This is a genomic window from Rhodococcus sp. P1Y, assembly GCF_003641205.1.
GTDB lineage: Bacteria > Actinomycetota > Actinomycetes > Mycobacteriales > Mycobacteriaceae > Rhodococcoides.
The window spans coordinates 644,691-656,784 of record NZ_CP032762.1 but is presented as its reverse complement, the minus strand read 5'-3'; the positions used below and the strand labels follow the sequence as shown (position 1 = coordinate 656,784).

The 12,094-nt window shown below is 63.9% G+C and carries 12 protein-coding genes; 6 read left to right on the top strand and 6 right to left on the bottom strand.

Features of this window, described 5'->3' with window-relative positions; genetic code table 11:
- Positions 1 to 120: 120 nt before the first annotated feature.
- Genes D8W71_RS03125 through D8W71_RS03115 form a run of 3 tightly spaced genes read right to left on the bottom strand, consistent with a single transcriptional unit; the run spans position 121 to position 1,884 of the window.
- On the bottom strand, positions 121 to 642 hold the full coding sequence (locus D8W71_RS03125) for an alpha/beta fold hydrolase (RefSeq protein WP_236077684.1): 522 nt from the start codon (positions 640 to 642) through the stop codon (positions 121 to 123).
- A 28-nt stretch (positions 643 to 670) separates the two neighbouring features.
- Positions 671 to 1,513 carry a DNA-3-methyladenine glycosylase family protein gene (locus D8W71_RS03120; protein WP_121110916.1) on the bottom strand — a complete coding sequence of 281 codons (843 nt, stop codon included), beginning with the start codon at positions 1,511 to 1,513 and terminating at the stop codon, positions 671 to 673.
- Positions 1,513 to 1,884, bottom strand: coding sequence for a VOC family protein (locus D8W71_RS03115; RefSeq protein ID WP_121110914.1), 372 nt, complete (start codon positions 1,882 to 1,884; stop codon positions 1,513 to 1,515). Before D8W71_RS03115 ends, D8W71_RS03120 begins: the two co-directional genes overlap by 1 nt.
- Positions 1,885 to 1,947: 63 nt before the next feature.
- Between D8W71_RS03115 and D8W71_RS03110 the strand changes: the two genes are divergently transcribed.
- A complete protein-coding gene (locus tag D8W71_RS03110) occupies positions 1,948 to 2,367 on the top strand; it encodes a MarR family winged helix-turn-helix transcriptional regulator (protein ID WP_121110912.1) in 420 nt (139 codons plus the stop codon).
- Between the two features lie 9 nt (positions 2,368 to 2,376).
- On the opposite strand, the gene D8W71_RS03105 is transcribed toward D8W71_RS03110, so the two are convergent.
- Together D8W71_RS03105 and D8W71_RS03100 are read right to left on the bottom strand one after the other, a co-directional pair.
- Positions 2,377 to 4,752, bottom strand: coding sequence for an ATP-binding cassette domain-containing protein (locus tag D8W71_RS03105; protein ID WP_121110910.1), 2,376 nt, complete (start codon positions 4,750 to 4,752; stop codon positions 2,377 to 2,379).
- 52 nt (positions 4,753 to 4,804) lie between these two features.
- Positions 4,805 to 5,215 (bottom strand): VOC family protein, encoded by a 411-nt coding sequence (locus tag D8W71_RS03100; RefSeq protein ID WP_121118475.1) that lies wholly within the window; start codon positions 5,213 to 5,215, stop codon positions 4,805 to 4,807.
- Between the two features lie 123 nt (positions 5,216 to 5,338).
- Here D8W71_RS03100 and D8W71_RS03095 point away from each other — a divergent pair, with 123 nt between their 5' ends.
- Positions 5,339 to 6,691, top strand: a complete 1,353-nt coding sequence (locus tag D8W71_RS03095; protein ID WP_121110908.1) for a hypothetical protein — start codon at positions 5,339 to 5,341, stop codon at positions 6,689 to 6,691.
- A 76-nt stretch (positions 6,692 to 6,767) separates the two neighbouring features.
- On the opposite strand, the gene D8W71_RS03090 is transcribed toward D8W71_RS03095, so the two are convergent.
- Complete coding sequence (locus D8W71_RS03090) at positions 6,768 to 8,489, bottom strand: cutinase family protein (RefSeq protein ID WP_121110906.1); 1,722 nt, start codon at positions 8,487 to 8,489, stop codon at positions 6,768 to 6,770.
- A 168-nt stretch (positions 8,490 to 8,657) separates the two neighbouring features.
- Between D8W71_RS03090 and D8W71_RS27515 the strand changes: the two genes are divergently transcribed.
- From D8W71_RS27515 to D8W71_RS03075, 4 genes are read left to right on the top strand one after another with little or no spacing between them, the layout of a single operon-like run.
- Positions 8,658 to 8,801, top strand: a complete 144-nt coding sequence (locus D8W71_RS27515; protein WP_201265474.1) for a hypothetical protein — start codon at positions 8,658 to 8,660, stop codon at positions 8,799 to 8,801.
- Positions 8,798 to 10,981 carry a heavy metal translocating P-type ATPase gene (locus tag D8W71_RS03085; protein WP_121110904.1) on the top strand — a complete coding sequence of 728 codons (2,184 nt, stop codon included), beginning with the start codon at positions 8,798 to 8,800 and terminating at the stop codon, positions 10,979 to 10,981. Before D8W71_RS27515 ends, D8W71_RS03085 begins: the two co-directional genes overlap by 4 nt.
- Before the next feature lie 45 nt (positions 10,982 to 11,026).
- Complete coding sequence (locus D8W71_RS03080; RefSeq protein ID WP_121110902.1) at positions 11,027 to 11,260, top strand: RNA-binding S4 domain-containing protein; 234 nt, start codon at positions 11,027 to 11,029, stop codon at positions 11,258 to 11,260.
- Positions 11,257 to 12,036, top strand: a complete 780-nt coding sequence (locus tag D8W71_RS03075; RefSeq protein ID WP_236077683.1) for a class I SAM-dependent methyltransferase — start codon at positions 11,257 to 11,259, stop codon at positions 12,034 to 12,036. Before D8W71_RS03080 ends, D8W71_RS03075 begins: the two co-directional genes overlap by 4 nt.
- The last annotated feature ends 58 nt before the right edge of the window (positions 12,037 to 12,094 follow it).

Genomic DNA, 12,094 nt, shown 5'->3' with positions numbered 1-12,094 from the left:
GTCGAGTCGCCGGATGAGCCCGGCGTCGTGGCGAAGGAACAAAGATTCAGCACTCGTGAAAGGTACAAGACAGGATGCAGGGATGTCACTCGAATATCGAGAGCGAAAGAACCGATGCGGTCATTCCCGGTGACCATTGTCGTCGAGGATGTCCGACGCAATGGCAGAAATGGCCCCGACGAACTGATGCCCGCCAGTCGGGTGTTCGACGAACCGAGCCGACGGCAGAACGCGCCGGCTCAGCGCAAGGTGCTCGAACGGTACGACCTCATCGTCGCGGCACTGATGAAGTGACAGAGAAGTATCAGGCTCTGGTCCGAAAAATGCGTACTCCTCGACGTCCCAGCCTTCAGGACTCCAATCCGGCATTGCCAGCAGAAAAGCTCGCTCAGGGCGGAATGGTATGCCCTCGGCGAGTACTCGCAGAAGTATCGACGCGCCGAAAGAATGAGCGACAACGATGTCCTCGGAACTCAACTGACCCACGAGTCTGCGGACGGGATCGGCCCAGGCCTCGAAAGACATGTTTGTATCCGAGAATTCCGGCATGTCGACTGCAAGACCGAGAGCGCTGCCCATGGCGTCGGCGATCGCTCGGTCCTCGGTGAAACCGCCCGCGCCGTGAATGAACAGAATTGCCATCGTGAAATCCATTCGCCGTGGTGGAACCTCAGTGTCGCACCTTCTCCGGCTCCGCTGCAGACGCGCGCAGCAAGAGCCCAACCCAGCTCCGATACGGTCGCCAGTTCTCGGCCACCACTGAGATCTCGTCGACGCCGTAGTAATTGCGTACTGCGTCGGAGAAGCGTTGTTCGTGCACGGGCAAGGCATCGGGAATGCCGACGCCGCGAATCATGATCAGCTCTGCCGAATAGGGTCCGATACCCGCTAAATGCTGAAGTTCGACCAGAGCGTCGTCGTAGGGGAGTGCCCGCAACCGGTCGCGATCGAGATCGCCGTTCAGTGCCGCTGCCCCGAGGTGACGCAATTGCTCCACCTTGCGATCGGTGAGGCCCTTGACGGGGGTGAGGTGCTGAAGAAGATCAGGGGCGGGGAAGGCACCGTCAGATCCATACTGGTCGGCGAGACGCTTCTTGATCGCCGCGGTCTGAGTCATTCGTATCCGGTGACCGATGATGCACCATGCCGCTGCTTCGTACGGGGTGTAGAACAACACCGGTCGCAGGCCCGGAAACTGCTCCTGAAGTGCTGCTACTACAGGATCTTTTGACGCAAGAGCAGAGAACCCGGCCCCGTCGTCGTTGGTGCACAGTATCCGTTGAACGTCGCGCCGGACGAGTTCGGGCGCGGCGCCTCCGGTGATCTCGCCGCGGAGCGTGCGCCCGTCCTGGCGGAGGTGGACCCGTGCAGTGGTCCACTCACCGTCCAGCGGCCACGCGAACACAAAGGCGTCCTCTACCTGGTCCACGTCGGTCCCGGGGAAGCCGAGTGCGAACGACCGAGCTGCGTGGAGACTGAACTGCGCGTCGACCTCGAGCGTGAACGAGGACATCAGCTGTTGTGGATCGTGACGGCGTAACCCTCCGGATCGCGGAAGACGAAGGTGAGTCCGAAGGGGCCGTCGAAAGGCGGTGTCAGTATCGAGACGCCCTCTTCGGCGAGGTGATCGTGTAGTCCCTGAGCATCATTCGATGCGAACCACAGCGCGACGCCCAGTCCGGGCTGGCCGGATGTCAGGTCCACACCTGGCAACGGTTCGCGTACTGCGAAGGCGATCGGCGACGTAGCGAACACGACCGCGCCTGGAGGCGATGCGGGCGCACGGACCAGCCCGACCTTGTCCTCGTAGAACGCCGCAGCGCGGGCGACATCGCTGACCTGGAGGGCTAGAAAGCTTGGACCGGAGACGGTTGCGGTGGTCATGTGTTCCCTTTCAAGTCGTTCGTCAAGGTCTTGACGTGATCCACGGTATGTCAAGATGTTGACATGAGTCAAGTGGATGTCGAGACGTCGATCGGATACGCGCTCAAACGCACGACCGCCGCATTGCGCGCGGCCATGGATGAGCAATTGCGGATCCTCGACCTGACCGTCTCGCAGTACTCGAGCCTCGAACTACTCGCCCGCTACCCCGGGATATCCAACGCGGACCTGGCGCGTGGAGTTTTCGTCAGTCGACAAGCGACGCACCAACTTCTGGCGGGCCTGAAGCGTCTCGAACTCGTCGAGACGGACGGCACAGGACGAGACCAGCGCCTCCGACTGACACCGACGGGTGCGAAGAAGCTGGCAGTCGCGTCGAACGCCGTCGCCAATGTCGAAGAGACCATGCTGACCGGGCTCACACCCCAGCAGCGCGAATCCCTCAGGCAAGCTTTGCAGGCGTGCGTGACCGCACTGGCCTGAAGGTGGAGATCAGCCCACGTACGCTCCGAGATGCTGCCCGGTGAGCGTGGACCCGTCGGCGATCAGGTCGGCAGGGGTGCCCTCGAATACGATCTGTCCTCCGTCGTGGCCTGCACCCGGTCCGATGTCGATGATCCAGTCGGCGTGGGCCATCACCGCCTGATGGTGTTCGATCACGATGACGGACTTACCGGATTCGACGAGACGATCGAGGAGCCCGAGCAGTTGCTCGACGTCGGCGAGATGCAGGCCGGTGGTCGGCTCGTCCAGGATGTAGATGCCGCCCTTGTCGCCCATGTGGGTCGCGAGCTTGAGGCGCTGACGCTCGCCGCCGGACAGCGTCGTGAGAGGTTGTCCGATCTTGATGTACCCGAGCCCGACGTCGACGAGGCGGGTCAGAATCTTGTGTGCAGCTGGCAGCGGCGCGTCGCTGGAAAAGAATTCCTCCGCCTGCGCAGCCGACATCGCCAGCACTTCGCTGATGTCCTTGCCGCCGAGGTGGTAGTCCAACACCGACGCCTGGAAACGCTTGCCTTCGCATTCCTCGCACGGGATGGCGACCCCTGCCATCATCGCGAGGTCGCTGTAGATGACGCCGTTTCCGTTGCACGTCGGGCATGCGCCCTCCGAATTCGCGCTGAAGAGTGCAGGTTTGACGCCGTTTTCCTTGGCGAATGCTTTGCGGATGGGCTCGAGCAAGCCGGTGTAGGTCGCCGGATTACTGCGGCGAGATCCGCGAATGGCGCCCTGGTCGATGGCCACTACGTCGTCCAGCCCGGCCAGGGATCCATGGATGAGCGAACTCTTACCCGAGCCTGCGACTCCCGTCACGACGACGAGTACACCTAGCGGGACGTCGACGTCCACGTTCTTCAGATTGTGCGAGTCCGCGCCGCGAATCTCGATGACCTCGGTGTACTCCCGGACCGAATCTTTCACTGCTGCACGATCGTCGAAATGTCGACCGGTGATGGTATCGCTCTCGCGCAGGCCGTCGACCGTACCTTCGAAGCAGACATTTCCGCCGTTGGTGCCGGCCCCTGGCCCGAGGTCGACGATGTGGTCGGCGATCACGATCGTTTCCGGCTTGTGTTCGACCACCAACACCGTATTGCCCTTGTCGCGCAGTTGAAGCAACAGGTCGTTCATGTTCTCGATGTCGTGCGGGTGGAGGCCGGTCGTGGGCTCGTCGAACACGTAGGTGACGTCGGTGAGCGAACTTCCGAGATGTCGAATCATTTTGGTGCGCTGTGCTTCACCGCCGGACAGTGTGCCCGCAGGACGTTCGAGTGACAGGTACCCGAGTCCGATTTGCACGAAAGAATCCAACGTCTCGCTCAGCGATTGCAGCAGCGGCGCCACCGACGGTTCCTTCACGCCCGCGATCCAGGTGGCGAGATCACTGATTTGCATGGCGCAGGCGTCGGCGATGCTGATGCCCTTGATCTTCGAAGACCTGGCCCCCTCGTTGAGGCGAGTTCCGTCGCAGTCGGGGCACACCGCGAAGGCCACCGCCCGTTCGACGAAGGCCCTGATGTGGGGCTGCATAGCGTCGACGTCCTTGGACAGGAACGACTTCTGGATCTGAGGGATCAAGCCCAGGTAGGTCAAGTTGATGCCGTCGACCTTGATCTTCGTCGCTTCGCGGTACAGCAGGTCGTTCAATTCACGCTTGGTGAACTTCGCGATCGGCTTGTCCGGATCGAAGTACCCACAGCCGCGGAAGATACGGCCGTACCATCCCTCCATGCTGTAACCGGGGATGGTGAGTGCGTTCTCGTTGAGCGACTTTGTGTCGTCGTACAACGCGGTGAGGTCGATGTCGCTGACCGAGCCTCTGCCTTCGCATCGCGAACACATGCCGCCGGTGACCGAGAACTTCCGTACCTCCTTGGTCTGCCGTCCGCCCTTGTCGAAGGTTACGGCACCTGCACCGGACACCGACGCAACATTGAACGAAAATGCCTGCGCCGAACCGATATACGGCTTGCCGAGCCGACTGAACAGAATTCGCAACATTGCGTTGACGTCCGTCGCCGTCCCGACGGTCGAGTGGGGATTGGCACCCATGCGCTGCTGATCGACGATGATTGCCGTGGTCAACCCGTCGAGCCGATCCACGTCGGGACGTGCCAGCGTGGGCATGAACCCCTGGACGAACGCACTGTACGTTTCGTTGATCATGCGCTGCGACTCGGCGGCGATGGTCGAGAACACGAGCGAGCTCTTACCCGAACCGGATACCCCGGTGAACACCGTCAGCCTGCGCTTCGGGATTTCGACGCTGATGTCGGCAAGATTGTTCACCCGCGCACCCTGGACCCGGATCTTCTCGTGACTGTCCGCCACATGCAGTTCGGGCGTCGTGCTCGGTCTTCTCGCCATCACAGTCTCTTTCCTCGTACGCGGGAGCGGTGTAAATCTAACCAGAACGAGCTCAGCGAACCTGCTGGATACGAAGGAGATTCCCAGCCGGGTCGCGCACGGCGAAGTCTCGGAGCCCGTACGGCTGCTCGGTAGGTTCCTGGACCACGTCGGCGTCGGCGGCCTGAAGCTTCTCGAACGTGCCGTCGAGGTCGCGGGTCGCGAGTTGCAGGCCGGCGTACGTGCCCTTGGCCATCATCTCGAGGATGAGCCGTCGTTCGTCGTCGGTGATGCCCGGGTCGACTGCGGGCGGCGTCAGGACGATGGATGTATCCGGCTGCCCCGGTGGTCCGACGGTAATCCAGCGGAGACCTTCGTAACCGACGTCGAGGCGTACCTCGAAGCCGAGGAGGTCGCGATAGAACGCGAGTGCGGCGTCGGCGTCGTCGTGCGGGAGGAACGAGGAGTGAATTGTTATGTCCATGGATGAGAACGCTAGTGGCGCCCCGAGATCCCCGCTTCTCGATTCCTGATCGAATGCAAGCCTGATCGAATGCAAGCCTGATCGAACACAAGCCTGATCGAGCCCAAGTACAGACTGCACGGCATGATCAATCGAATGTCACGTGCGATACGGATCTCGCAGTACCTGTCCATCCTGTTCGGTGGTCTGGTGGTGGGGCTGGTGATCGGTTCCCGCGGCATCACCGACTCGCTGATCGATCCGTCTGCGTCGTTCACGTCGGCGGAGAGCATCGGTAGCGGTGTGCTGTTGCTAGCGGTCGTCGGCGTGCTGGCGGCTGCGTTGTCGAGCCGCGCTCCGGATGTTGCCCTCGCGCCGGTTGCCGTCGTCGCCCTGGCGGTCCTTGCCGCCGATACCGTTCTCGACGGTCTACCGGCCTGGACGCGGCCGGTGGCGTCGGGCGTCCTGATAGGTGTACTTGCGGTGCGGGCGGGCACGGATATGCGTGCACAAACGGGGCTCCTGCTTGCGGTGTTCGGTGCAGGGATCTTCGGCACGCGGCTCGACGACGTGCTGACGCTCGACAACATGGCCAGGACCGACTACGCAACTTCCGGGTACGACTACTTCGAGCAAGCGTCGTCCACGCGAGAGATCGTGTTCCTGGTTCTGGCAGCTGCGTCGGCGATTCTGCTCGTCGTGTCCAGGAGCGCGACTGTCGCTGCGGCACAACGCGTCGACGCACGGACGGTCGCCGTGGGTGTTGCCCTACCGATCATCGGGTCTGCTCTGTCGTGGTTGTCTTCGGCGAACAGAAGCGAGGTGGCCCTGTGGTACGTGGCGTTCGCTGCGCTGGTTGCGGCTGCCGTCATCGCATCTTTCGTGCTGAGAGGTCGCGACGGAGCTGTGATTCTTGCGTTGTTCGCTGCCGCGGGCGCGTCGATAGCGATCGGGTACTCGACGGTGACGAGTGCAGCCGACTTCGCGATCGTGGTGGCGTTCTTCGTGGTGGGAGGCATCGTCGCGGCAAGGTGGCCGCATGTGTACGTCGGGTTGGGGTTGCTCGCGGCGACGGCGTTGTCCGCGTTGGTGGGCGGAGTGACCGCAGGCGTGGCGTCAACCTTCGTGTTCCCTTTCGCCGTCGCGTACACCGCGGTTGCGGTTCTGCCGGTGGCGTCGGGCGCGCTGGCGGTGTCGGTGTTCGTTCCCTTCACGTTGACGGTCTCGGTGACGGTCGCGTTCGCCTCCGCCGGGTCGGCGGGCTTGATAGCGATCGAGTCGTTCACGGGCGCGTCCAATCCCCCTCGTAGTGCGCTCGCGCTGTGTGGGGCCGGCGCCTTGCTCGCCTGTGCAGCGGGCATCGCGGTGATCGGCCGTCGCATCCGCCCCGAGCCGGCCGGCCCTGACGCAGCCGGCCCTGACGCAGCCGGCCCTGACGCAGCCGGCCCTGACGCAGCCGGCCCTGACGCAGCCGGCCCTGACTCAACCCGCGCCTGAACTGATCCCGGGCGCACACGGACTAGGCGCCCGCTCCCGATGAGGGAACAGGCGCCTAGTGAGAACGGATCGCGAGCTATCGAGCCGGGGTGACCGTCGTTGTCGGGACCGCAGCCGTCGTCGTGGCTGCGGCAGCGGGGGAGGCCGGGGTGACGACGACCGACGCAGCAGCCGCATCCTGAGCCGGAAGCTGACCCTCTGCCTGCAGTGCTGGATCGACGGGCAGTGCGGGATCGACGGGTAGCGCGGGATCGACCGGCAGTGCCGGATCGACAGGGACGACTGGCAGAGCCGGGTCGACCGGAGCGACGATGCCGGGCTGAACTGCGACGTACGGTGCCGCAAGTCCTGTCGTCGTCGTCGGAGCCGCCGATGTGGTGGTCGGAGCCGAGGTGGCCGTCGTTGCCAGAACAGCCATGCGGGCGTCGTCCTGGACCTTCTTCGTTTCGATCGGCTTTCCGGCCTCGGCGTCCTTGGCGAGCTGTGTCAGCCATGCGGCTGCGTACTGAGCTGACGTCAGCGGCCGGCCCTTGTTCACGTCGGCATCACGCCAGTAGTCGAAGTGGTGTCCGGATCCGGGTCCGAGGGTCTTACCGTACGGATCGTCCATGAGAACAGGGACGGTGTTGGTGTTGGAGCCGATGAAGCCGATGATTTCCTTGGCGATCTTGGACGGCAGGTAGGCCAGGTTGATGGCCTTGTCTGCTGGCATGGGCGCTTCGGTACCGGTCTCCGTCTCGGTGCCGGTCTTCGCGTCGGCCGAGGCCTTGGTGGTCGGGGCCGTCGGCTTGTAGTCCGGCTCGGACACCTTGATCAGAACTTCGAGGAGGGTTTCGTCGCTTGCCAGCCAGTTGTCCTGGCTCGCGATGTGGTTCCAGGCTGCGAAACCGATACGGCCGAGTACCAATGCCATGTCGGCTCCGGTCGCCGGTGTGAGATGGTCGCGTTCGAGAGCGTCGACGTTGAGCTGGCGACCGACGTTCGCTGCGAGGTGGAGCAAGGAGGTGTTTTCCGGCATATCGCAGGTGAGGTCACCTTCGGCGCAGAACGACGCGATCCGGCCGTCGAGTGCGCCGAACCCGCCCGACGTTCCGGGAAGAGCGCCTGCGCCTGCGGGCCCGGTGGTGCCGTTCTGGTACTTGGTTCCGAAACCGTCCGGGTTCGTGGCGGAATCAGCGCCGGGGAACGGGTTGTCGCCGGCGCCGCGACCTGCGTCGGCCATGATGACGACGCCGACCACGCTGTTCGGGTCTACGCCTGCGATGCCGTTGCCGATCTCCATTGCGGCGCGACGGGTGACGTCAGCGCCTTCGCTGTAGCCGACGATGGCGAAGCGGGTGTTGGGGCACGAGGTGGCGATCGCGTTCATGACCGTGTGCGTGTTGGTGACGCCCGTCGTCACGGCGTTCTCGTACGAGGCCATGTTCGCGGGGTACTCGATGTAGACGGCGGCGTAGGAGTCCTCCGCGACCTGACCGTTGGGGACGCCGACCATCTGGTCGATCCAGTCGCTCTCGAAGTCGCCTGCGAGTGCTGCGGGCAACCGGTTGCCTTGAGCGTCGGTGAGCATCTTGGTGTGTTCGCGGGGCGTGTCACCGCGGCCACCCATCGAGATGGTGACCATGTCGTAGCAGGTCGCGGTGGATGCGAGCTCGACCTGGGCGTCGGACGTCGACAGCTTGTCGGTCGTCAACACGGCTGCGCCGACAGCCATGGCACCCAACGAAACGAACGCGACAGCACTCGTGACGAGGCGTCGCCGGTTCGCAGGTGTGCGAGTTGTGAAACGTGAAGCCATGAAGATTCCCAATCAGTTGTCCCCGAACCGATTACACGGCCTGCACTTCGCAGCCGACTACACGGAAGTCGCCGCGGGGGTCTCCGGCGTTACAGGGTGATCGAAAAGAAACGTCGCGATACCCTAGGGGGGTATGGTAGACAGGAGCGAAAGGAAGAGGTGCTCCAAGTGAATACGACGGTCAAGCTCGCGGGATTCGTACTCGGAATTACATTGGTGTTCTTCGCCGCTTTCCTGATCGGAACTGCGGTCGGCCCTGTCGGCCAAGATGCGCCTGCGAGCCACGAGCATGCTCAGGTGGTGCACGAATGACCGAGACCGAGCTGATCCTGGGCGGCATGACGTGTGCGTCGTGCGCCAACAGGATCGAACGCAAGCTCAACAAACTCGACGGCGTCACCGCGACGGTCAACTACGCCACCGAGAAAGCACGCGTGCAGTCCGACGGCGTGGCCACCGAGGATTTGATCAAGGCGGTGGAGGCAGCGGGATACTCGGCCACCATCCCCGCCGACGAAGCAGAACCGGAATCCGCGACAGACCCGATGAAACAACGTCTGCTGATCTCGGCGGCCCTGACGATTCCGGTCGTCGCGATGGCAATGATCCCGACCTTGCAGTTCACCAACTGGCAATGGCTGTCGCTGACGCTCGCTGCGCCGGTCGTCGTGTGGGGCGCGTATCCGTTCCACAAGGCGGCATGGACCAACCTCAGGCACGGCACGTCGACGATGGACACACTCGTGTCGATGGGCACGCTCGCGGCTCTCGGCTGGTCGCTGTACGCACTGTTCTTCGGGACGGCGGGCACCCCTGGGATGAAGCACCCGTTCGAACTGACCATCGCGCGCATGGACGGCTCGTCCAACATCTACCTGGAAGCCGCAGCGGGGGTCACCACCTTCATCCTGGCCGGGCGCTACTTCGAGTCACGGTCGAAGCGTCGGGCGGGAGCTGCGCTGCGCGCCCTTCTCGATATGGGAGCCAAGGACGTGACGGTCCTGCGCGGCGGCGTCGAGCAGCAGGTTCCCGTCGCGGAGCTTGCCGTCGGTGACCTGTTCGTGGTTCGACCGGGCGAGAAGATCGCAACCGATGGTGTCGTCGAATCGGGCGCGTCGGCGGTGGACGCCTCGATGTTGACGGGTGAGTCCATTCCGGTCGAAGTCGCGGAGGGCGATGCCGTCGTCGGCGCGACGGTCGACGTCGGGGGCCGGTTGGTTGTGAAGGCGACGCGAATCGGATCCGACACTCAGCTCGCACAGATGGCCAAGATGGTCGAGGATGCGCAAACCGGCAAAGCGCAGGCGCAGAAACTCGCCGACCGTATCTCGGGCATCTTCGTCCCGATCGTCATGGCGATCGCGGTGGCGACTCTCGGATTCTGGCTCGGCACAGGCGGATCCGTCGCCGCGGCGTTCACTGCTGCAGTCGCAGTCCTCATCATCGCGTGCCCGTGCGCACTGGGTCTCGCCACCCCGACCGCATTGATGGTCGGCACCGGACGTGCCGCGCAGCTCGGAATCCTGATCAAGGGGCCAGAAGTTCTGGAGTCGACGCGGCAGATCGACACAGTGGTTCTCGACAAGACCGGCACCGTGACCACCGGTGAAATGGCCGTTCTAGCAGTCCATTCGGCGGATGGCGAGGATGTTCTTCGCATTGCGGGGGCGCTGGAGGCGGGCTCCGAACACCCCATCGCCAAGGCGATCACAGACGCGGCGCGGGAAAAAGGCCCGTTGCCTGCGGTGACGGAATTCGCCAACCAGGCGGGTCTCGGCGTCACCGGAGTCGTCGAGGGTCGTGCCGTTGTTCTCGGGCGGGCGTCGCTGCTCGCCGATTGGTCTCAGAAGCTTCCCGCCGACCTGCAGCAGGCCATGTCCGACGCCGAACTGGCCGGCCGCACCGCCGTCGCCGTCGGGTGGGACGGCCGAGCCAGGGGTGTGCTCGTCGTAGCCGATTCGATCAAACCCACGTCGAAACAGGCCGTCGCAGAGTTGCGCGCGCTCGGCCTGACGCCGGTAATGCTGACCGGTGACAACGAGGCCGCCGCGAAGAAGATCGCTGCGGAGGTCGGGATCGACGACGTCGTGGCCGGTGTGTTGCCGCAGGGCAAGGTCGAGGCCATCGAGCGGCTCCAAGCCGAGGGCAAGGTCGTCGCGATGGTCGGCGACGGCGTCAACGACGCGGCAGCGCTCGCTACCGCCGACCTCGGTCTGGCGATGGGGACCGGCACCGACGTGGCCATCGAAGCGAGCGACCTGACGCTGGTGCGCGGGGATCTCCGAGCCGTTGGCGACGCGATCAGGTTGTCACGTAAGACACTGAGCACCATCAAGGGCAATCTGTTCTGGGCATTCGCGTACAACGTCGCAGCCATCCCACTGGCTGCTGCAGGCCTGCTCAACCCGATGCTCGCCGGCGCAGCCATGGCGTTCTCGTCGGTGTTCGTGGTGACCAACAGTCTGCGATTGCGGCGGTTTCGCGCGGCGTGACCTCGCGTCCGTGAACTTGTCGCCGGCATAGGTCAAGATGGAGGCATGGCTGACGCTGACGACGTACCGATCCGTGACGAGTCCATCCGACTCGGGCAATTCCTGAAGCTCGCAAACCTGATCGAGTCCGGTGCGGAGGCGAAGAGCTTCATCGCCGACGGGGCGGTCAGCGTCAACGGTGAAGTCGACGTGAGGCGCGGTCGGCAACTGCGCGAAGGCGACGTGGTCTCGATCGACGGCGGACCGTCGGCTCGCGTCGTTCGCGAGGCAGCACTGTGACTACAGCCAGAAAGAGTGGCAGCGCGGTGGGCAAGTCCGGGTTGGATCGGGCGCAGGTTCCCAGTGCGTTCGACCAGGACGCGAAGTCCTACGACCGTCTCGTCGGCGCGAACCCCGGCTATCACGATCACCTCGCCAAATCGGCCGAGCGGCTGAGGCTCCCCGGTCTCGGTGCAGGGCTGCGACTACTCGACATCGGCTGCGGCACAGGTGCTTCGACGGCAGCGCTGTTGAAGGCAGCGCCGCACGCCGAGATCATCGCCGCGGACGCGTCGGCAGAAATGCTCGAGGTCGCGCGTAGCAAGCAGTGGCCGTCGAATGTGACCTTCGTTCATTCCCGCGTGGAAGACCTTGCCGACAACGGCGTCGACGGCCCGTTCGACGGCATTCTCGCGGCGTACCTGATTCGCAACGTCGGTGATCCGGACAAGGAGATCGGGTCGCTCCTGTCCTTGCTGAAGCCTGGATCATCCATCGCATTTCACGAGTACTCGGTCAAGGAATCGCTGCGTGCCAAGCTCGTCTGGACGTTGGTGTGCTGGGCCATCATCATCCCACTGGGTTACGCCGCCACCCGCGACTTCACGCTGTACAAGCACCTGTGGCGAAGCGTCACCAGCTTCGACGGGGTCAACGAATATTCCCGGCGCATGCAGCGTGCCGGCTTCACCAGCCTCACGAACGAGACGATGACGGGCTGGCAGAACGGAATCGTGCATACGTTCCTCGGCGCCAGGCCTGTCCTGGAGAACGACGGGGCGGACGCCGATGTCTGATCGTCGGCGGGTAGTTCACCGGCGCAACCCGGGTATGCGAACGTCGGTTCGCTGGCGC

Bases quoted from the DNA above. Each gene is read 5' to 3' on its own strand.
- D8W71_RS03100 (WP_121118475.1), bottom strand. From the start codon at position 5,215: ATGGACATAACAATTCACTCCTCGTTCCTCCCGCACGACGACGCCGAC.
- D8W71_RS03080 (WP_121110902.1), top strand. From the start codon at position 11,027: ATGGCTGACGCTGACGACGTACCGATCCGTGACGAGTCCATCCGACTC.
- D8W71_RS03105 (WP_121110910.1), bottom strand. From the start codon at position 4,752: ATGGCGAGAAGACCGAGCACGACGCCCGAACTGCATGTGGCGGACAGT.
- D8W71_RS03125 (WP_236077684.1), bottom strand. From the start codon at position 642: ATGGCAATTCTGTTCATTCACGGCGCGGGCGGTTTCACCGAGGACCGA.
- D8W71_RS03090 (WP_121110906.1), bottom strand. From the start codon at position 8,489: ATGGCTTCACGTTTCACAACTCGCACACCTGCGAACCGGCGACGCCTC.
- D8W71_RS03095 (WP_121110908.1), top strand. From the start codon at position 5,339: ATGATCAATCGAATGTCACGTGCGATACGGATCTCGCAGTACCTGTCC.
- D8W71_RS03110 (WP_121110912.1), top strand. From the start codon at position 1,948: ATGAGTCAAGTGGATGTCGAGACGTCGATCGGATACGCGCTCAAACGC.
- D8W71_RS03115 (WP_121110914.1), bottom strand. From the start codon at position 1,884: ATGACCACCGCAACCGTCTCCGGTCCAAGCTTTCTAGCCCTCCAGGTC.
- D8W71_RS03120 (WP_121110916.1), bottom strand. From the start codon at position 1,513: ATGTCCTCGTTCACGCTCGAGGTCGACGCGCAGTTCAGTCTCCACGCA.
- D8W71_RS03085 (WP_121110904.1), top strand. From the start codon at position 8,798: ATGACCGAGACCGAGCTGATCCTGGGCGGCATGACGTGTGCGTCGTGC.